Below are 20,785 nucleotides of genomic sequence, written 5' to 3' on the forward strand. Positions count from 1 at the left end.
GAAATAATATTATTATATTTACGCTAAGGTTATTTATTTTGCCAAACGGGCTTACGCTTCTCTAAAAATGCTTGTACACCTTCGCGCTGATCTTCAGTATCGAACAATTTAACAAAGGCTTCACGCTCATGGATAAGGTTTTGCGCAGGTGGCGTCTCTCTTGCCGCTTGAATAAGCGTTTTAGAGTAACTGACCGCAACCGGTGATTGTTTAGCAACTTTTTGCGCTAGTGCTTGTGCTGCTAATAAACCGTCACCTTTTGCAGTGACTTCTTCGACTAAGCCAATGCGTAGTGCAGTCTGGGCATCGACGCGCTCGCCGCACAATATCATGCGCTTTGCCCAACCCTCGCCTACCAAAGCCGTTAGATTTTGCGTACCACCGGCACACGGCAACAATCCCACACCCGTCTCGGGTAATGCCATCTGCGCATGTGCTTCTGCGATACGGATATCACAAGCAAGTGCGCACTCAAGACCACCGCCCATCGCATAGCCATTGATAACCGCGATGCTCACGCCGCGATAGGCTGACAACGCTTCAAATGCTTCACCAAAGGCTATCGCCATACTAATCGCACGACCTTTATCGCCATCTGCAAAATTATTTAAATCGGCGCCTGCTGAAAAGAACTTCTCGCCATCACCATGAACGATTAACGCATACACCTCATCATTGGTATTGAGATCAGAGACCAATTGCTTAAGCGCATTGAGACTGTCCATCGTCCACGTATGAGCAGGTGGGTTATTTAAGGTTAGCGTTGCAGTATGACCATCAATCGATAGTTTTAAGTTGGTATAATCCGTCATGATCAAACATCCTTATCATAAAATCATTTTATTCATATAAATAGGTTAGCGCAGTTGGCTCAATGCATCGTCTTGTAAGAGCTGACGCGAGACAATCACGCGCATAATCTCATTGGTGCCTTCCAAAATCTGATGTACGCGCAAATCTCGCACATGACGCTCAAGCGGATACTCATTGAGATAGCCATAGCCACCATGTAATTGTAGAGCTTCGTTGGCGACATCAAAACAAAGATCAGTCGATAAACGCTTTGCCATTGCGCAATAAGTAGAGGCCTGCGCATCGTTATTATCGACTTTATTCGCCGCTAAATAGAGCATTTGCCGTGCGGTAATGGTTTGAGTCAACATATCAGCAAGCTTAAACTGTACTGACTGTAAGCTGGCAATCGGGCTACCAAACTGACTACGCTCTTGCACGTAATTGGTCGCTGTCTCAAGCGCCGCTTGCGCTGTCCCTACTGCACAGATACCAATATTAATCCGGCCACCATCAAGCCCCTTCATCGCGATACGAAAGCCTTGACCTTCCTCGCCAATGAGATTCTCTACTGGAACTTTGACATCTTTAAAGCTAATCGTCCGTGTTGGCTGTGCTTTCCAGCCCATTTTATGCTCGTTTTTGCCGTATTCAATACCAGCACTATCGGCATCGACAACGAATGCTGAGATACCTTTGGGTCCTGCAGCGCCCGTACGAGCCATAACCACTAACACATCGGTTGAGCCTGCGCCTGAAATAAAGGTTTTTTCGCCGGTCAGTATATAATACTCACCTTGCTTATCGGCTTTGGTACGCAGTGATGCGGCATCAGAACCGGCATTAGGTTCCGTTAGACAATAGCTGCCCAGCCATTCACCACTAACCATATTTGGCAAATATTTTTTGCACAGCGCATCGCTACCAAATTCGCCAATCATCCAGCCTGCCATATTATGAATACTCATATAAGCCGCCACAGAGGTATCACCCCATGCTAGCTCTTCAAAAACCATGGCAGAATCTAAACGCGGTAGGCCTAAGCCATCATATTCTGGATTGGTATATAACCCTAAAAACCCAAGCTCGCCTGATTTTTTAATCACATCGACTGGGAAGTGCGAGGTGCGATCCCATTCAGCGGCATTAGGCTTTAGCTCTTTTTGGGCAAACTGTCTGGCAGTTTGGCGAAAGGCAATTTGGTCATCGGTCAATGAAAAATCCATGGGGTCATCCTTGTGCTGAATAGGGTGTATTAAAGCGTCAATGCAAATATAGGTGATTCAGCGTTAAATTGAAATAGTCGTATTGACGCCGCGACTTGCTTCATCATCAAACCAGCGCGCCGTAACCGTCTTGGTTTGGGTATAAAATTGCACCGCCTGCTTACCATAAGGACCCAAATCACCAAGCTTACTAGCGCGTGAGCCTGAAAACGAGAACATTGGTAGTGGCACAGGAATCGGCAAGTTAATACCAATTTGACCGACTTGGATATCTTGTTGGAATTTATGCGCCGCAGCCCCTGATTGAGTAAAGATAGCCGTACCATTACCATGCGGATTGGCATTGAGTAGCTCAATCGCTTCATCTAAGCTGTTGGCACGCATGATACACAGGACTGGTCCAAAGATTTCTTCTTTATAGATTTGCATATCCGCAGTAACATTATCAAAGATAGTCGGTCCTACGAAGTTACCCTTTTCATAACCTTCGACCATAATGCCACGACCATCAAGTATCAAGCTCGCCCCTTCTTCTACCCCTGTGCCAATCAAATGCTCAACACGCGCTTTTGCGGCAGGAGAAATCAGCGGACCTAAATCTTTATCATGCTTACCAGCTGAGACGATTAAACCCTCAGCTTTGGCTTTGATATCATCAATCCACTCACCGGCAGCACCGACAAGGACAACGACAGACAGCGCCATACAACGTTGACCAGCAGCACCAAAGGCAGCACCTGCTAGCTGATTAAGCGTCTGCTCTTTATTAGCATCCGGCAAGATAACGCCATGGTTTTTCGCGCCCATCATACACTGTGCGCGTTTGCCTGATTGACTGGCACGCTCATAAACGTGTTTGCCGACGTTGGTCGAACCCACAAAAGAAACTGCTTTGATATCAGGATGATCACAAATAGCATCGACAGTAGCTTTGCCGCCATGTACGACATTTAGCACGCCTTCAGGTACGCCCGCTTCAACAGCAAGCTCTACCAGACGCATCGTGACCATTGGGTCTTGTTCAGATGGTTTTAGGATAAAAGTGTTGCCCGTGGCAATCGCCATTGGGAACATCCACAGAGGAATCATCGCTGGGAAGTTAAATGGCGTGATACCCGCACAGACGCCTAATGGCTGCCAAATACTATAAGTATCCACGCCTGATGCAACGTTTTCAACAAAGTCACCAATTTGCAAATTGGCAATGCCTGCCGCATGCTCAACCACTTCTAAACCACGGAATACATCACCACGTGCGTCAGCAATAGTCTTGCCCTGCTCTGCCGTCAGTATTTCTGCTAGCTCATCCATGTGGTCGCGTATCAATGCTTGATACTTTAAAAAGATACGGGCACGTGTGGTAATGGGCGTTTTTCGCCACGTTTGAAACGCTGCTTGAGCAGCAGCGACCGCTTGATCTATTTCATCGTCAGTAGTTTGCGGTACTTTAGCGATGACTTCTTGCGTGGCAGGATCGGTGATATCAATCCATTCACTGGTATTAGAATCAACAAATTGACCATTGATGAGCTGCTTGACGTGGTGCATAAGATATCCTTATCTTGTTTGCGAGACTACCCTTTAACGGTGTCTTAATATTCAAAAATAGAGAAAAAATGATGAGCTTTTATCGATCAAACGTAATTTATAAAATGATTTATTTCGTATCGTTATTGACTATACCAATAAACCATTTTTAGGGTCAAGCGCTTTGTCAAAATTTTATCTGAGTTTATGTTAACGAGAAAAACTTTATGTAAGGTATGTTTTCAGTTTGAGCGAAAGCGACTAAGTAGTGCTAAAAATGAGGAGACGCCTTAAATTAAAAACAAAAAAGCCCATGATTGTGCATGAGCTTTTTTCAATATTAACGTCAGATGGCTTTTTTCAATTAATACGCCATCGTATTAGTAGTCTTTCATAGATTGCTTAATCGCGTCAATCGCTGTTGGATTATCAAGCGTTGACATATCTCCTGTTTCGTTGCCTTCTGCTAAAGCACGAATGGCTCGACGTAAGATTTTGCCAGAGCGCGTCTTTGGCAATGCTTGCGGGAAATAAATTGCCGCTGGCCTTGCGATACCGCCAAGGGATTTGACCACAGCACCGATAACCTGCTGCTCAATACGGAAACGATTTTCGGTGGTCGTGACTTGTTCATGATCTCTCAGCACACAAAGGCTATTGGCAACTCCCCTTTTAATTCATCATGAATACCCACAACCGCACATTCTGCCATCTCTGGATGCGTACTAATCGCTTCTTCAATTTCTTGCGTGCCAATACGATGACCGGCGACATTAATCACATCGTCAGTGCGTCCTAAGATATAAAAATAACCCTCCTCATCAGTCACGGCATAGTCTGAGGTTGAGTATTGCTTACCATCAAACATACCAAAATAGCTACTGACAAAGCGTTCGTCATTTCGCCATACCGTGGTCAGACAACCGGGCGGCAATGGTGCACGAATCGCGAGCAGTCCTTTTTCGCCAGCCTTACAAGGTTCGCCTGTTTCTTCATTAATGACATGTGCATCATAACCATACATGGGATAACCGGGTGAGCCTTGCTTGTGCGGCTTATGATTAAATTTGGGCGTGTTACTTAGAATGGGCCAGCCAGACTCTGTTTGCCAATAATGATCTAAAATTGGCACACCTAAATGCTTAGTCAGCCAATTGGCTGCCGATTCATCCAGTGGTTCACCTGCCAAAAAGAAGGATTTGACGCTGGAGACATCGTCGCGTGTCATCCATGTCTCATCTTGTTTTTTCAGCATACGGACACCCGTCGGTGCCGTGAATAAGATATTGACCTTGTTTGCTTCGACAATTCGCCACCAAATACCGGGATTTGGGCGATGCGGCAGACCTTCATACATCACACTCGTCATGCCCGCCAGCAATGGCGCATAAATGGTGTAAGAATGCCCAACCGCCCAGCCGATATCTGATATCGCCCAAAATGTCTCGCCCGCCTTGCCATCGTAGATATAGTCCATCGACGTCGTTAACGCAACCGCGTGACCACCGGTATCACGTTGCACGCCTTTTGGCGTACCCGTCGTACCAGAAGTATAAAGCAGATACGATGGCGTATTTGACTCAAGCCAAACTGGCTCGACAATCGCATTGGCTTCACAGCTGATACGGCGCTGGGTTGCATAATCAACATCAATATTTTTTGGCTCAAATGGTAAAATGCCACGATTGATAACCAATACATGTTCGGGCTTAACTGTTGCTTGCTCGACCCCTTGATTGACAAGGTTTTTATAATTAATAACTTTACCACCGCGCAAACCTGCATCCACCGTGATGACCATTTTTGCTTCGGCATCATCCATACGAATGGCTAAGTTATGAGCCGCAAAACCACCAAATACCACCGAATGTACCGCACCGATACGAGCGCAAGCCAACATGGCATAAGCGGCTTCTAGAATCATCGGCATGTAAATGACAACGCGATCGCCCTTGCCAATACCATGACGCTGTAGCACATCAGCAAAATAATTGACTTCTTTATATAGGTCATTATAGGTCAGACGACGTTTGGTATAGTCCGTATAAAGCTCAACGTTATTACCCAAATCTTTAAACGCATCGACGACTGCAGGAAAGGTTTCGATTAACTCTTGGTTAATCTCAGAGGATAACCAGATAAAAGCATCCTGCTCTGCGCGCTCTGCAAGATGGCGATCCACACAGTTATAGCAAAGATTGGTCTCGCCACCGACATACCACTGCGCAAATGGCAGATTGCTGTCATCAAGGATTTGTTCAGGCTCTTTATGCCAATAGATACGCTTTGCTTGCTCTGCCCAAAACTGCTCTTTATTTTCAATAGAAGAGTGATAAATTTCAGCAAAAGTTTGAGTGGTATTAGATAACGCTTGAGAAGTCTGAGCTTGGTCTGACGATTGGTTGGTCACTGAAGTGGCGGTTTGCTCGCTCATAATAGCTGTCCTTAGCATAAATGATGGGTAATACGATGTAATAATGTCATAGTAAAGATTGGCTATCCCTGCCAGCTATCTCTAATAGAACAAAAAATCGATACACTACGTATCGATTTAGTAGGTATCGGTTTAAAATGTAGCAGAGCTAACAATAAAGGTCAACTATTAAGCCAGTTATCTGCTCAATAGTTAAGCCACTTTAAGCCTATACCTCAGTTTGATCAGCATACATCTCACGCATCACTTTTTTGTCATGTTTACCAACAGAAGTCTTTGGTAGCTCATTGACGAACTTAAACTGACTTGGCACACCATATTTCGGGATAATACCCCGCTCTACGGCTTTCTCGGCAATGGCTTTGATATCATCAACGCTCGTGTCTTGAGCATTAGGTTTTAACACAATCAAGGCCAATGGACGCTCGCCCCACTGTTTGTCACGTATTCCAATCACAGATACGTCAGCGACCGCTGGATGTAACGACAAAATCGTCTCAATCTCTAATGACGATATCCACTCGCCGCCTGACTTAATGACATCTTTTAAGCGATCAGTAATTCTAATATAACCATCAGGACGTATATAAGCAATGTCTTGGGTGTGCATATAGCCGTTTTCCCACAGCTCTTTGCCCGCATCGTCATTTTTTAGATAGCTTTGCGTTAGCCAAGGTGCGCGTAATACCAGCTCGCCAGTATTGTCTTGACCGGTACCAACCGACTCATTATTGGTACTCCATATTTGAGCGTCCACCATCAGTACGGGCTTACCAGTCATACAACGGCGAGTGATATCTTCATCTTCACTCATTTCAGGCTCGTCGAGACTAAATTCTGTCAAGCTAATAGGGGCGCTGTCTCTGACATACCATAACCAGTATATACTTCGATGCCTTGTGCCATGGCGGTTTTTGCCAGACCTTCAGTCAATCTTGAACCACCGATGATCATTTTTAAACCATTAAAGCTAGCACCGCGATCTTGCGCTTCTTTGAGCACCATTTGCAAAATCGTTGGGACACAATGGGTAATACTGACTTTTTCATTAATAATCAAATCCATTAACACATCTGGTGCATAGCGTCCTGGATACACTTGCTTCAGACCAGCCATGGTCGCGGTAAATGGAAAGCCCCATGCATGAACGTGGAACATCGGCGTCATCGGCATATAGACATCACCGTAACTGACGCCTTGCTTGTCGGGCAGCATACCTAGTGTCGCAGCTTCGGTGAGGGTATGCAATACTAACTGGCGGTGGCTAAAGAATACGCCTTTTGGATCGCCCGTCGTGCCTGAGGTATAAAACGTCGTGGCAATGGTGTTTTCATCAAAATCTGGGAAGTCAAACTCACTATCGGCAGCTTGTAATAACGCTTCATATTCACCTACTACGCGGTTTTGATTACCACCGAAGACTCCTTCAGATGTCACACCATCATCATCTAGCCAAATAATGTGCTCAATACTAGAGTTTTCAAACTGATAGCTTTTGACCAATGGCGCAAACTCAGAGTTGAGCAGCAGCACTTTTGGCTTAGCGTGATTGATGGTATAAAGAATTTTTTCTGGCGATAGGCGGATATTAACGGTTTGTAAAATATACTCTGACATCGGTACCGCGAAATACGACTCAAGATAACGATGGCTGTCCCAATCCATCACCGCCACTATATCACCTGCATCTAGATTTAAACCTGCTAAGACATTGGCCAAGCGATTGATACGATTGAATAAATCTTTATAAGTGAGGCGTTTTTTGTCAGCATAAACGATTTCTTGCTCAAGCGACACCGTTTTGGCACGGTTCAATAGTTGCTTAACTAATAAAGGATAATCGTAAGCAGAAGGGGCGCTGTGGTAAATATTTGACATAGATGTGACGTCCTTGTTGGTCATGCGGATAAGTTATTATGCGGGTGAATCATGGATAATTGATGGCGTATTGAGCAGGCTATATCGATAGTAAGAAAAAATAGGTGCTATGTAAAGCGACCTTACGTAAACATCCTAAGCTGCAATAGCTTGATGAAAATTGCTCAAAAACAGCCATCAAGCCGCGCGTGATTTTGTTTTTATCATGCCAAAACTGGCAACCAGTAATGCCAAAATCTGTACAAATAAGAGCAGCCATACTGTGAGCGACCACTGCCCGCGCGCATAAGCCATGCCGCCTAACCACGCACCCATCGTACCGCCAGCATAATACCCCATGTAATATAAACCAGACGCCAATGAGCGCCCTTTTTTAACATTGACGGCGATATAACTGATGGTAGCAGCTTGGGTGATAAAGACACCTGAGGACATAATAGCAAGACCAATAATAATGCCCCATAACGGCGTCACTAGTGTTAACAGCACCCCAATCATAGAAACGAAAACAGCCACACGTACTGTGCGCGCTGAACCAAAGCGACGTAGCAAGGTCGTCGACAATGGCGTGATGACAACGCCTATTAAATAAACGGCAAAAATATTGGCAAGCGCACCCGTACTCAACTCATATGGCGTCTTAGCAAGATGTAGATTGATAAAGGTAAAACAACCCACGAGTGAAAATAAAACACACGCCCCTAACAGACAAGCCGTCACCACATAACGATTGGTTAAATGCTCACCGAGCGTCTGCATCGCGGAACGAAAATTCGGATTGGCCACAAACTGCTGTGACGATGGTAGCATCTTGCCGACCCACAGCGCACCGATAAGGGTCATCGCTGCCATCACATAATAGCCTGCACGCCAGCCGATAAGCTCGTGCAAGTGCCCAAGTAAAAATCGCCCCATGAAGCCGCCAAGTACCGAGCCTGAGACATAGAACGACATCAGTTCTGTGACAGCGCGTCCCTCAAACTCTTCACCGATATAAGCAATCGTCACCACTGTAATGCCGGGTACAGACAACCCTTGCATAAACCGCCACATGCCCATCCAACCAATACTCGGACTTTGGGCAATTAAAGCAGTTGGTATCGCTAAAAATAATAACGCGCCAACGATAAAGGATTTACGCCCGACAGCGTCAGATAGCATGCCCAAGAATGGCGACATAATAGCAATCGCCATCACCGTTGCACCGACGATCATGCCAGCTTGCACCTCAGTTGCAGACAGGTCTACCATTAATACGGGCAAAATGGCCTGAATAGAATACACTTGCAAAAAAGCAAACATCCCAATCAAGCCAATGGTGAGTTTTAAGACCCACGATGTTGCATGATTGATTGGCGCAGATAGAGATTTTGGCATATTATTTTGGGGTTTACTGATGGTATTTTTCACAGGGATACAGGCTATGTTGGACGCGGATGATCTGGCGTGAGTAATAGAAATAGGACGATAATAGCTGAAATAATGACAAAAACAATAATGAAAATAATGGCTGATGCTAGGGATAGCCGTCATGCATGATTTTAGCACACCAAATACCAGACTCTGGTTTCGGTGTGTTATCGGTATTGCTTTATTTATGCTTAGGGTCTGTTGAACACTAAAAACTGCTGCTTTATATACTGGGTAGGTGACGTATATTTTTGACAGCAAGCAGATTACTGTCTACTATTATTTTGACCTATTATATATAAATGCGATTCACAAAAACTTATATCCACAAAATATAACCTGCGACAAAATCCAACTCACCTATAACAGACTCTCTATCATGCCCAAATACCCTTTTTATTCGCAATGGATTGTCGCTATAGGTGCACTGATTTTTTCTATAAATGCATCGGCAGTTACGTTAGACGAAGTAGCCGCAACGAACAAGCTCACAATTAAAGAGCAATCGACCAAAATAGTATCAACCCCAATAGCGTCAGCGGTTGCAATAACATCGCCTGTATCAACACCAGCCGTGCCGTCAAACTGTATCGCCGACAGTGTTATTACAGCGGCTAATCTGTCAGATACGCGTGATAAGGGGCCTTTTTCGGTGGCTAAGAAAGCTGTTCCTCGTCAGTTAGCCAACGGCTTTGGTGGCGGAACCATTTATTATCCAACCAACGCAGGCGGCTGTGGTCTGTTAGGCGGAATCGCAGTGATACCCGGTTATGTGTCCTACGAATCTTCTATTAAATGGTGGGGGCCACGTTTGGCATCTTGGGGATTTGTGGTTATTACCATCGATACCAACTCCATTTATGATGACCCAGATAGCCGTGCGGCGCAGTTAAGTGCGGCGCTTGATCATATGCTTCGTGACAATACGGTAGGCGCTCAGATAGATAGTACGCGCTTGGGCGCTATTGGCTGGTCAATGGGCGGCGGCGGCGCTCTCCAGCTAGCGACAAAACGTCAGACGGTTCGAGCGATTATTCCGCAAACGCCCTATCATGATAAAGAGTATGGCGAAATGAACACGCCTGCTTTATTTATTACTTGCCAAAATGACCGTATTGCCTCAAATAAAAAATACAGCAGCCCTTTTTATGATAATGCTACAGGCGCAAAAATGAAGATTGAGATAAAGAACGGTAGCCATTTTTGTCCAAGTTATCGTTTTAATGAGATATTGCTGAGCAAGCCAGGTATTGCTTGGATGCATCGCTATATTAATGGCGATACCCGCTTCGATCAGTTTTTATGTCGTAACGACAATTATGGTAACAATCCTCGTATATCCGCTTACTACTATAAAAACTGCTAATAAACAAAGCACTCATGAGAAAAACACTTATAAACTATGTACTGATAAACTAGACACTTATAAACGATCCGCTGGTCAACGTCTGACTTAGGAGCGCTGAGCATAGAAAAAGGCTACCGAAATGGCAGCCTTTTTTGTAAAGTCATTAACACAATTATTCACAGCTCGCTTTGCCAGTGCGATGATTCACAGCACCATTGACGGCTAATAGCTTTTGCATATCAACCAAATCTCGCGAACACGCATATGAATAGGCACCTTGATTATACGAGCCCATTTTCTTGTCTTTGGTCGTTGCCACTAGATTTGGATTAGCGCCTTGCGCCAATAAATATTTGACAGTTTCAAGGCGATTATTACTAGCTGCAACCATAATCAAGGTTTCACCATCACTTTCTACCGTCTGATCATTTAAGTCCACAGGCGCTTTTTCATTCAATAACGTATGTACTTTTTTGACAATATTGGTATTTTTTCCCAGTACAGCAGATTTCATGACGTTATACACATCACCGTCATCTTTAGCATAGATATCAGCGCCTTTACTGACTAAGTAATCGACCATATCTTCATAGCCGATAAAGGCAGCCCAGCCTAACGCCGTTTGGTTAAGGCTACCTGTGTCCTTAACTTCTAAGTCTTGACCATTGTTAACCATGTATTTGACCGTGGCTAGATCACCATGTTTTACGGCGTCAAACCAAGTAGCATCTGCACCTATAGAGGGTTTGTCATAAAACACACGCCAAGAAAGTTTGTTTTGATTGGCAAGATCAACATTCTCAGTAGTGCTGAAACGAAAACCCACTTGTGGGACTGGTGCGGTTTGAGCAGCTTGGATAGTGTCAATTTTAGTGACGCTGTTATCATTGTTTAGGCTTGAGCAACCTGCTAATAACATCGTTACCATAACCGCTGATGCGCTCATTTTTCCAAAAAATCTCATGACTCAACCTTCAAATACAAATTAAATAGTGAGAGATATTATACAGATTCATTAAATAATAAGGGGCTGTCCTAGATAACTAGTTCAGTTCCTGTTTAACCCATTGTTTTAGCTGGTGTAATTGACGTTTTGGATCACTGTAGTTAAAACGCCACTCACATTCCTTCAAAAACAGATGGAAATGCTCTTTTGGGATGCCATTATATTTGCGCATATGACGCTTGGCTTGGCTCCAAAAGTTCTCTATTCCGTTGATATGGTTTCTGTCTTGTGCAAACTCTTTTGAATGATTGATACGGTAATGGGTAAACTCACTGACATCAAGGGCATTGTAACTTCTGAATGAGTCAGTATAAACGATGCTATCAGGCTTTACTTTTTCTCTTATAATAGGGATTAAGGTATCGGCTCTGGCATTAGGGATGAGACAAGCATAGACGCTGCCATTGCGCTTAAGCAGTCCAAACACAGGCACTTTATTACCAGCACCGCGACCACGTTTGCCTTTGCGTCTACCGCCAAAGTAGCTCTCATCAACTTCTATTTCGCCTTCTAGAAGACCAGGTTCCTGACTATTTTCATAAATCAGTAGTCTTAGCCTGTGAAAGTAATAGCTAGCTGTTGTTTTATTAACACCCACTAAGCTTGCTGCTGTTCTTGCGGTAGAACCGGCAATAAATAGTTCAATGAGTCTGGTTTGTTTGTACCAACTTAATCTGCTCTTTCTCATATGACTATCCTAGATTATTTTACTTATCTAGGACAGCCCCAATAATAATCTATAAATTATAAGCTATGAATTATAAGCTATGAATGACAATGATCCTCGGTTAATATAGGCTTATATCCGACTTTAACGCTATACACTGAACCTAACAATCAACATCTTTTTTATAACAGACTTTAGATACATGACTCACCATAATAAGAGGTCATTTATAATAAATTGTCATCTATTGATAAGAAATATTCATTATTAAGATTGCTAAGACATCAAGAAACTCGAATAAAAACACTAAGGAATAATTTCAATGACCGATAAAATTCATGATTTAGGGGCAGGATTTTGGAATATACGCGGATCTTTTCGCATTGGCGGTGTTCTAAACATTGGCACTCAGTGCTCACTTATACAGTTAAACTCAGGAAAGTTTATATTTTTGGATAGCTATTCATTGACTGGTGACGTACGCGATGAGGTGATGGCATTAACCAATAATGGTCAAGATGTCGAAGCAGTACTGAACGTCCACCCATTCCATACGGTGCACTGTGCACAAATGGCAAAAGACTTCCCGCAGGCGACCTTTTATGGCAGTAGCCGCCACCATAAAAAAATACATGAAGTGCAATGGGCAGATGACTTGGTTGAAAGCGATGCGGTCGCCAAGCGTTACCCTGAGCTTAAGTTCTCTATGTCACAAGGTATTCACTATATCTCACCCAATGAGATGATTCACGCAGGCTCACTATTAGCCTATCATCCTGCCAGTCAAAGCTTGCACGTCGATGATACCTTTATGAGTCCACCGATGAAGGTATTAGAGGCGATATTACCTGAGGTCATACTGCACCCAACGACCAAAAAAGCGCTAAAAAACGAACCCGATGCTGGCAAGCGATATTGCGATTGGGCAAGCAATCTGGCACATGAATGGCGCGATGTGCGTAATTTCTGCGCCGCACATTCTTATTTAGTGACATTTAATGACGGTGAGTTTGAAGTGGCGCTATTAAAAGCCATTGATAAAGCCCGTCCAAAATTAGAAAAAGCTTAATTGACCGTATAATCTCACATTAGAAGCATAACAAAGGGAGTGACCAAGATGGTCGCTCCCTTTCTTGCAATGACTCCATCAACATTAAAAATCACTAACGGAACAATAAAGACGCTAGCTCATCTTGGTTATTGATAATATCTGCCAAGGTATAGCGCTCAAGGACGTTAATAAATGCCGTCAGCGCTTCAAAGAACACACTTTTTAGTTGGCATGCTGGGCTAATGACACAGCCTCTAGCGTTATTTGTCGTTTCATCAATAAGCGTAATAGGCAAACCAGTCGAACCAGTCTGGCGACCATCACTACTCTTATCATTCGCGGGGGTCGCAAAGCATTCGACCAAATCAAAGTCTGGCTCTATTTGTTTAATTAATACACCCAAATTGATGTCTTTTGGCGCACGAGCCAAACGTATACCGCCATTTTTACCACGCACACTTTCTATATAACCAAGCTGACCCAACTGATGAATAATCTTGGTCAAATGACTTTTAGAAATGCCATAACTGTCGGCAATACCACTGATATTTGCGAGCAATGGCGGCTCTGGTCTCACCGCCAAGTAAATCAATGAGCGCAGTGCATAATCGCTATAATTGGTCAATCGCATTTATTTGCGCTCCTATTTTATATAAATCTCTCAAGTATGTATCAGCTTAAATTTTAGTAATGTAACTATATGAGTTTGAAAATGAGGGTCTTGAAAAATCAGTGTCTCAGATAAACGGTATTTCGGATAAACGGTATTTTGAACAAACTGTATTTTAAACAAACAGTGTCTGGAAAACAAAGGTCTCAAAACCTTATAACATTTGCAAAATAACCTACTTAAAAACGTCAACAATCAGTCGATAGACTTGGATAAATCCCCTATTCTTTTGGCGATAGTATTATAACGGCTCTACAGACTCTAACCAAACAGACCATCAGGTCTATGACGTGCCAGCATCGGCAAATAACTGATACAAAATAGCACGAAGCAAGCAATCCACGCCCCTTGGGCAATCATGATCCATAGTAGATAGTGACTCATATCGGCAAGCGGCAACAGCACGCGACTGACAAATGCCAATACCATCAGACCATACATGATATTCACCGTCTTGGGCGGCTGATGAATGCTGCGTCCCGTATGGCCAAGCGATACCCGCGTCATCATCGCCACGGTCATCATACCAATGCCTGCAATGGCAAGCCCATGCATCGCAATACTATGAGTATAGCCCAACCATGGTTGCAGCACATACAGCAGAAAACTCAAACACATGCCCAAAAATGCAACATATAATGACCAAAGCAATGGTTTTTGCCAGATACCGCGATGATACCAACCTACCAAACGGACGATATTAACCACTGCTACGCCAAGTGCTGTAATAGTCAGCAGATACTTATTAGGATAAAACAAGTCACTGATAAAAAACGCTAAGAAAAACAATAAACTCGCAATATCCTGTACTTTACTATTGCGCAACTTGATGACTTCCGTCGTTCCAACACTCAGACCACGTTCAATAAAGAATGGCACCACGCGGCGACCAATGGTCAGCACCAAACCGATAATCAAATAAAACCCTAGATAAATACCTATTTTAGTCATACTCATATCGGCATTGATAATACCCCAGTAGCAGATTCCATTGCCAACGGTCAATAAGGCCAATTTCGCTAAAATACCCATCTGCTTATACTGTTTGACCTGCAATACCGCTCGACATATCACAAATGCCATCGAGGCGATAAACAATAAGTCAAATACTGCGGCGACATATAACAACGATATACTGCTACCCACAACCGTCATACCAAGTCCAAAACCTGCCCAGCTCAAACGTGCCAGCAGCCAACAACCAAATATAGCCAGCAGCTTATAACCATGCGGCATCATTACCCCTGTCCACGTCTTCACTGCCGTGAGGAGAAATCCTGCAATGACCGCCAAGGCATAACCATAGACCATCTCATGACCGTGCCAATACAATGGGTTCAGTGCTTGTGCGTCAATATCTGTATGACCAGTAAATACAAAAGACCATAGCAGCATCGTTATCACGGCAAATAGCGCGGCAGCACTAAAAAATATTCGAAAGCTCAAATTCAAAATGGGATGCGGAGAGCTGGGTGGCTTGCTGGGTAAGTTGATCGATTGCATGGCACTCTTCTTAGAAGCATGTGAATAGAGTTTAATATAAAGATTCATTTTAAATGAATGTTATAAGTTATACAATAGTGATAATTTTATAACTCATTATAACGGTTTGCTATTAGCATAAAAAACAACCGCTAATAAGACTATTAAGCGGTTTAGCACGTGCTATTTAGTATTTGTGCTCTAAAATCCATAAACCGCTTTAACTTACATGACCGCCTTGCCATTTATCAATGAACTCACCATTGGGATCGTATTGCTGGGTTTGCTTGCGAAGATTAAATTGCCGACATCCTCTTGGATCAGCGCCTACGCCCGCTAGATATTGCCAATTCCCCCAATTACTCGCGACATCATAATCGATAAGATGCTGCTCAAAATAGGTTGCACCGTAACGCCAGTCTAAACCCAGCTCATGAATAAAGCAGCTAGCAACGATTTGTCTGCCTCGATTGGACATATACCCTGTTTGCTTTAGCTGATTCATGCAGGCATTGACGATAGGATATGGCGTGCTGCCATTCTGCCATTGCTGCAAACGCCGATCGTCAAAACGAGTGTCTGGTAATTGATGACCAATGCCCTTAAACAAAAATAGATTGCTACCATGCTCAATCGCATACCAATAAAAATACTCGCGCCACAGCAGCTCAAACCATATCCAATACGTTGACTCATTGGCGATAATCTCACGCTCATAATGACGTAAGCGATTCAACAGTATTTTCACAGACAAGCAACCATTTGCCAGCCAAGGCGAGAATTTAGTGGAATGCGTCCAGTCATCCAGTGCATTACGTGTGGTTTTATAAGTGCGCGGCGCAGCAGAATCAAAATAGTGAGTTAAATGAAGCATTGCATTTGTTTCACCACCTTTAAAGCTAAGCGCTTGCTGTGCTTGCTCATCAGATGGTTTTGTTTTAAAAAGATATTTACTATGAGCTATCAACGCATCAGGCATTGGCGGCAGCGACTTTGGTGTAGGAGAAACAGCCACCTCATCGTCAGCATTCAATAAATCATGGCTTGCTTCAACCTTTTTACGAAACTGGGTAAAGCTTTTGGGCAGGTCTTGTGTCGTTAAATCAGCGAATAGCGTATGGGTTGATTGCCTGTGCCATATTATCTGCGGATATTTGCTCTGCAAGGCAGCATAGCCTTTATTTTGATTATAATCTGCCGTGTGGCTGACACAGATATCGGTGACTTGTTGCTGCTCAATGAGCTGGCATAACTGAGTAAAGGTGTTTAAGGCAGACTCCACCTTATCTGGTGACAACTGACTCTTTGATAAATAGCTTGGCGACAGATACAGCAATCGATTACCAAGGCGCTGAAGCGATCGATCCAAATCAGCCAAGCTCTCAGACAAGAACTGCTGACGAGCAGCGCCCCTCTCATTAAAGTGGTAAGCTTGACGGCTCTCTTTCGGTTCAATGCAATCAGCCAAAAAATCAGCATAGATGAGCATCAGGTTGCCTTGATTACTTTTAGCCAATGTCGCCGCTTTGACTAACGTTTCATTGTCCTTTATGCGCAAATCGTTATGAAATAAGACCAATACCGCTTTGTTGACTGACTTATTTGATGCGTTGTCTGATTGGTGATTTGACATACTCTCGATTCCCAAGTAGTTAAACGTGCTCACTTGAAGCTGAGTCTAAACTTTGACTTCCTCCCCGCCCTCAAAGGAAGGGGATTCCTACTAAAGACGGCCAAGCCCGACCGCAAGAATGTTTTTTGCTCCATTAACGTCTCTGTTATGGGTCGTTTTACAAGAACGACAAAACTATACTCTTATACCAAGCGCTGATCTACCTTTCGGACTGTCTTGACGAGAGCCGCAACACGAGCAGGTTTGGGTGGTGTACGCTTCATTCACTTCGATATAGTGGCAACCTGCGTTCGCGCATTTATAATCCAGTTGCCGCTTAATTTCAAACCAACCTGCGTCATAGACGGATTTGGCAAGTTTGCCCTTAGTGAATGATGTTGATTTTATTTTACCAACAACAATTAGGCTGTTGGCTTTGACAAGCTTTGATGTGAATTTATGAATGAGGTCTTGACGAGTATTTTTAATCTTGGCATGAATGGCCTTGACCCGCTTTTTATTCTTAGCTCTTTGAGCAATGGCCAGTTTTTCAGCGTATTGATGAGTGATTTTGGTTTGTAGTTTGTCGCCATCACTATTGACTGCTGAATCTTTGCAGCCTAAATCAATACCGACCTGACCAGTGCCACACGCTGTTTTTGAAATTCTTTAACCGTCACACAGACGTACCAGTGACCGCGATTGTCCTGTACCAATTCGCAAGTATTGATGGTGTAGAGCGCTAAGTTATAGCTGTCCCATAGGTCAATAGTGAGTTTTTTACCTTTAGCTAAGCTGAATTGCAGGGTGCTTTTTAGACACTTTTTACCACTTTGGCGGGTGCTGATATGCTTAATAGCGGTCTTTTTAAACGGAATCCAACCAAGAGAACTACGTTTGGCTTTAGGATTATTGGTGCGCCAGTTGAGTTTGGTTTTTTAAACTGTTTACGAGCCTTGGCATGGGTTTCGGTCACTGCTTGTAAGGTTTGGCTGTGTAGGTTTAGATATTCACCCGCACCTTTGGTGTAAGTAGCCAAATCATAAGCCGAAAAGAATTGACCAGTACGCTTGAGGTGTTTAAAACTTAGCTCATTGACGTAATTCCAGACAAAGTTAACCGACCCCGCTAAGATATTTAGCTGAGTGGCATGTTTGTCTTTGATGCGTAGTTTGAGCGTTTTCATGGGGTAATTATGATCTCAATGTATTTGGTTATCAAGGTATGTTCAATCTTAGGTGACAACGGTTGACGCCTGATATCCACGCCCTAGAAGGACGTGGTTTTACGGCGCTAGATGATAATATTTTAGAATGTGACACACAGTATAGAGCGTGTTACCCGTTCAACTTAAGTCGCTATCCTCGTTGTTATCTGCGTTATACTAGCCATAAGCATTGACTATCACTGAGCTGACTGCTTAGATGGTTTATAACTAGGAGAATGTCATGACTCAAGAACACGCTTCCCATGAAAAGCGCAAAATCATCGATAAGTTTTTGATGAAACTCACCAAAGAGGAGCCGCAAATGTATTATGCTAGCACCTCTGAGGTCGCTCGTAGTATCCATACTATGATAAAAGAACACACCAATCGCCTGTCGGTAGAAGATCAGGCGCTCGTTAGACATATGACCGTCGAGGAGATACAAGACTTGCTAGGCTTTCACCTTAAATAATCACACTTTCAACGTTCCCATAAAAAAAGCCCGCTTATTTGCAGGCTTTTTTATTATTGAAACTTTAATTTAGAGCATTGAAAATATACATCGCTTAAAACGGATACTCACGTGGCTCATGCTGCATAGATATCCAGTGAGTTCTAGTGAACTCTTCTAGCACCCACTCACCGTTAAAACGACCAATACCTGAGTTTTTCTCGCCACCGAATGGTAAGTTACTTTCATCATTGACTGAAATATCATTAATATGGGTCATGCCCGCTCTGATACCGCGAGCAAAGCGCATGCCTTTTGCCATATCTTTTGTAAATACCGCACTCGACAAACCAAACATTGAGTCATTGGCGATCGATAATGCATCATCTTCATCTTTGGCACGGATGATACCGACCAATGGTCCAAACACCTCATTACGTGACAAATCCATCTCGCGCGTCACTTCAGTAAAGATGTGCGGCGGTACGATTTGCCCTTTAATCTCACCACTTAATATCATTTTTGCACCTTCTTGCTGCGCGTTGGCGATTTTCTCTTTCAACGATTCGACTTGTTTTTTGTTAATAATCGGACCAACCGCCGTGTCTTGTTTGCTCGGATCGCCGACATTTAACGTTTTAACGTGTGCCAAGAAACGCTCAACAAAGTCATCATAAATCTCGTCTTCAACGATAATACGATTGATAGCAATACAGATTTGACCTTGATGTAAGAACTTCCCAAAGGCGGCTGCTTTGACCGCTTGCTCAATATCAGCGTCTTTTAGTACCACAAATGGACTGTTACCACCCAACTCAAGCGCTACTTGTTTAATGTAGTCGCCGCCATTAGCCAACTCGCCAATGCGCTTACCGACTGAAGTAGAGCCAGTAAATGATACAAAGCTTGGGGTTTTGTGCTCAACGATCGCATCTCCTATCTCTTTGCCTGAGCCAACAACCACATTGAGCAAGCCTTTTGGTAAACCTGCTTCTTCAAATACTTTTGCTAGCAGCAAACCACCAGTCACTGGAGTATCACTCGCAGGCTTGATTACCACAGCGTTACCAAGTGCTAAGGCTGGTGCAATAGAACGTTGGGTCAAATGTAATGGAAAATTCCACGGACTAATGACAGCAACGACACCGATGGGCTCACGGTAAACAAAGTTTTCTTTGCCAGGGGTGTTAGATGGACGAATCTCGCCATGTACACGACTGGGGAATGTCGCAGCCTCAAGGGTAATGGCGCGGGTAGCAGCAAACTCAACCATGGCTTTAACACGGGTACTGCCCGACTCTTTAATGAGCCAATCGACGATTTCATCTTGGCGCTGATCTAAAATCTCAACCACTTTATATAGTACACCTGCTCGTGTCGCTGGCGTCTGCTGTGCCCACTCTTTTTGTGCCGCACTTGCTGCTTGATACGCTTCATTAAGCTGTGCTTCTGTCGCCTGCTGAATCTTTACAAGTGTATCGCCATTGTAGGGGTTGGTATTGGTATTGACGCTATCATCTTGACCGCTTTGCCATTCCCCTGCAATGTACTGAAGATGGAAATCATTATAGGCATTGGCTTTTGTATTATCGGTATCAGTTGACATAATTTTTCTCATTTATTTTATGGATGTTATGTTGGTTGTCAATAAAACAGTATGGCTAGCAAATTGAGGCAGATAAAAAATAACCCTTAACACAGTTATTTATATTAAATAGCCTGCGCTCGCTGCATTTGATTAAGCACATCAAAACGAAACTTGCTAGACGACTGGTCTAATGCTACCATAGACCTCATACAAATAAGCGTATTTTGTCAGCAAGTATTGTTGAAAAAACGTAACGTGACCATAATCAGCCCTTACAATAAGCACTCATTATAAGCAACAATTATAAACAACGATAAAAATCTGCATCGACCCATAGAAAGTATCATGAATAATTGTTAATAGCGCGCTAAGTAGCATTATTCGCCATACCTTATCTCTGAAATACATTCATAAAAAATATAGGAGGACATTACCA

At 43.5% G+C, this 20,785-nt stretch carries 15 protein-coding genes and 2 pseudogenes; 3 read left to right on the plus strand and 14 right to left on the minus strand.

The window, feature by feature from the left end; all coding sequences use genetic code 11:
* Nucleotides 1-29 precede the first annotated feature (29 nt).
* The 7 genes and pseudogenes from JMV76_RS07015 to JMV76_RS07040 all read right to left on the minus strand — a co-directional run bounded on the left by JMV76_RS07015 (nucleotide 30) and on the right by JMV76_RS07040 (nucleotide 9,234).
* The gene (locus JMV76_RS07015) at nucleotides 30-812 is read right to left on the minus strand and encodes an enoyl-CoA hydratase (RefSeq protein ID WP_201502135.1); all 783 of its coding nucleotides are present in this window, start codon (nucleotides 810-812) and stop codon (nucleotides 30-32) included.
* Between the two features lie 45 nt (nucleotides 813-857).
* Nucleotides 858-2,018 (minus strand): acyl-CoA dehydrogenase family protein, encoded by a 1,161-nt coding sequence (locus JMV76_RS07020; RefSeq protein WP_201502136.1) that lies wholly within the window; start codon nucleotides 2,016-2,018, stop codon nucleotides 858-860.
* Nucleotides 2,019-2,081: 63 nt separating this feature from the next.
* Nucleotides 2,082-3,566, minus strand: coding sequence for a CoA-acylating methylmalonate-semialdehyde dehydrogenase (locus tag JMV76_RS07025; RefSeq protein WP_201502137.1), 1,485 nt, complete (start codon nucleotides 3,564-3,566; stop codon nucleotides 2,082-2,084).
* A 359-nt stretch (nucleotides 3,567-3,925) separates the two neighbouring features.
* A complete protein-coding gene (locus JMV76_RS15070; RefSeq protein WP_265090279.1) occupies nucleotides 3,926-4,192 on the minus strand; it encodes an AMP-binding enzyme in 267 nt (88 codons plus the stop codon).
* Nucleotides 4,186-5,979 (minus strand): AMP-binding protein, encoded by a 1,794-nt coding sequence (locus JMV76_RS07030; RefSeq protein ID WP_265090280.1) that lies wholly within the window; start codon nucleotides 5,977-5,979, stop codon nucleotides 4,186-4,188. Before JMV76_RS07030 ends, JMV76_RS15070 begins: the two co-directional genes overlap by 7 nt.
* A gap of 208 nt (nucleotides 5,980-6,187) precedes the next feature.
* A pseudogene (locus JMV76_RS07035) lies at nucleotides 6,188-7,857 on the minus strand (fatty acid--CoA ligase).
* Between the two features lie 177 nt (nucleotides 7,858-8,034).
* On the minus strand, nucleotides 8,035-9,234 hold the full coding sequence (locus JMV76_RS07040) for an MFS transporter (RefSeq protein ID WP_201502138.1): 1,200 nt from the start codon (nucleotides 9,232-9,234) through the stop codon (nucleotides 8,035-8,037).
* Nucleotides 9,235-9,646: 412 nt separating this feature from the next.
* Between JMV76_RS07040 and JMV76_RS07045 the strand changes: the two genes are divergently transcribed.
* Entirely contained in the window at nucleotides 9,647-10,633 is a 987-nt protein-coding gene (locus tag JMV76_RS07045; RefSeq protein ID WP_201502139.1) for a dienelactone hydrolase family protein, read from the plus strand.
* Between the two features lie 154 nt (nucleotides 10,634-10,787).
* On the opposite strand, the gene JMV76_RS07050 is transcribed toward JMV76_RS07045, so the two are convergent.
* Nucleotides 10,788-11,579: an ankyrin repeat domain-containing protein gene (locus tag JMV76_RS07050; protein ID WP_227690186.1), complete on the minus strand. Its 792-nt coding sequence runs from the start codon at nucleotides 11,577-11,579 to the stop codon at nucleotides 10,788-10,790.
* A gap of 79 nt (nucleotides 11,580-11,658) precedes the next feature.
* Nucleotides 11,659-12,309, minus strand: a complete 651-nt coding sequence (locus JMV76_RS07055) for an IS1595 family transposase (RefSeq protein WP_045455364.1) — start codon at nucleotides 12,307-12,309, stop codon at nucleotides 11,659-11,661.
* Nucleotides 12,310-12,610: 301 nt separating this feature from the next.
* Here JMV76_RS07055 and JMV76_RS07060 point away from each other — a divergent pair, with 301 nt between their 5' ends.
* Nucleotides 12,611-13,357 (plus strand): hypothetical protein, encoded by a 747-nt coding sequence (locus tag JMV76_RS07060; protein WP_201502140.1) that lies wholly within the window; start codon nucleotides 12,611-12,613, stop codon nucleotides 13,355-13,357.
* Nucleotides 13,358-13,451: 94 nt separating this feature from the next.
* On the opposite strand, the gene JMV76_RS07065 is transcribed toward JMV76_RS07060, so the two are convergent.
* The 4 genes and pseudogenes from JMV76_RS07065 to JMV76_RS07080 all read right to left on the minus strand — a co-directional run bounded on the left by JMV76_RS07065 (nucleotide 13,452) and on the right by JMV76_RS07080 (nucleotide 18,289).
* Nucleotides 13,452-13,970, minus strand: coding sequence for an Rrf2 family transcriptional regulator (locus tag JMV76_RS07065; protein WP_045454273.1), 519 nt, complete (start codon nucleotides 13,968-13,970; stop codon nucleotides 13,452-13,454).
* A gap of 300 nt (nucleotides 13,971-14,270) precedes the next feature.
* A complete protein-coding gene (locus JMV76_RS07070; protein ID WP_201502141.1) occupies nucleotides 14,271-15,512 on the minus strand; it encodes an NnrS family protein in 1,242 nt (413 codons plus the stop codon).
* A gap of 199 nt (nucleotides 15,513-15,711) precedes the next feature.
* Nucleotides 15,712-17,124 (minus strand): DASH family cryptochrome, encoded by a 1,413-nt coding sequence (locus tag JMV76_RS07075; RefSeq protein WP_201502142.1) that lies wholly within the window; start codon nucleotides 17,122-17,124, stop codon nucleotides 15,712-15,714.
* A 70-nt stretch (nucleotides 17,125-17,194) separates the two neighbouring features.
* Nucleotides 17,195-18,289 (minus strand): annotated as a pseudogene (locus JMV76_RS07080) (RNA-guided endonuclease InsQ/TnpB family protein).
* Nucleotides 18,290-18,551: 262 nt separating this feature from the next.
* On the opposite strand from JMV76_RS07080, the gene JMV76_RS07085 reads away from it, so the two are divergent.
* Entirely contained in the window at nucleotides 18,552-18,782 is a 231-nt protein-coding gene (locus JMV76_RS07085; RefSeq protein ID WP_045454282.1) for a hypothetical protein, read from the plus strand.
* A 94-nt stretch (nucleotides 18,783-18,876) separates the two neighbouring features.
* Here the strand turns inward: JMV76_RS07085 and JMV76_RS07090 are convergent, their stop codons facing one another.
* Nucleotides 18,877-20,367, minus strand: a complete 1,491-nt coding sequence (locus tag JMV76_RS07090; protein ID WP_201502143.1) for an aldehyde dehydrogenase family protein — start codon at nucleotides 20,365-20,367, stop codon at nucleotides 18,877-18,879.
* Nucleotides 20,368-20,785: the final 418 nt, after the last annotated feature.

Source organism: Psychrobacter cibarius, assembly GCF_904845955.1.
GTDB lineage: Bacteria > Pseudomonadota > Gammaproteobacteria > Pseudomonadales > Moraxellaceae > Psychrobacter > Psychrobacter cibarius_B.

Coding starts and splice junctions, on each gene's coding strand:
- JMV76_RS07045 (WP_201502139.1), top strand. CDS start 9,647: ATGCCCAAATACCCTTTTTATTCGCAATGGATTGTCGCTATAGGTGCA.
- JMV76_RS07020 (WP_201502136.1), bottom strand. CDS start 2,018: ATGGATTTTTCATTGACCGATGACCAAATTGCCTTTCGCCAAACTGCC.
- JMV76_RS07090 (WP_201502143.1), bottom strand. CDS start 20,367: ATGTCAACTGATACCGATAATACAAAAGCCAATGCCTATAATGATTTC.
- JMV76_RS07075 (WP_201502142.1), bottom strand. CDS start 17,124: ATGTCAAATCACCAATCAGACAACGCATCAAATAAGTCAGTCAACAAA.
- JMV76_RS07070 (WP_201502141.1), bottom strand. CDS start 15,512: ATGCAATCGATCAACTTACCCAGCAAGCCACCCAGCTCTCCGCATCCC.
- JMV76_RS07030 (WP_265090280.1), bottom strand. CDS start 5,979: ATGAGCGAGCAAACCGCCACTTCAGTGACCAACCAATCGTCAGACCAA.
- JMV76_RS07025 (WP_201502137.1), bottom strand. CDS start 3,566: ATGCACCACGTCAAGCAGCTCATCAATGGTCAATTTGTTGATTCTAAT.
- JMV76_RS07040 (WP_201502138.1), bottom strand. CDS start 9,234: ATGCCAAAATCTCTATCTGCGCCAATCAATCATGCAACATCGTGGGTC.
- JMV76_RS07055 (WP_045455364.1), bottom strand. CDS start 12,309: ATGAGAAAGAGCAGATTAAGTTGGTACAAACAAACCAGACTCATTGAA.
- JMV76_RS07015 (WP_201502135.1), bottom strand. CDS start 812: ATGACGGATTATACCAACTTAAAACTATCGATTGATGGTCATACTGCA.
- JMV76_RS07065 (WP_045454273.1), bottom strand. CDS start 13,970: ATGCGATTGACCAATTATAGCGATTATGCACTGCGCTCATTGATTTAC.
- JMV76_RS07085 (WP_045454282.1), top strand. CDS start 18,552: ATGACTCAAGAACACGCTTCCCATGAAAAGCGCAAAATCATCGATAAG.
- JMV76_RS07050 (WP_227690186.1), bottom strand. CDS start 11,579: ATGAGATTTTTTGGAAAAATGAGCGCATCAGCGGTTATGGTAACGATG.
- JMV76_RS07060 (WP_201502140.1), top strand. CDS start 12,611: ATGACCGATAAAATTCATGATTTAGGGGCAGGATTTTGGAATATACGC.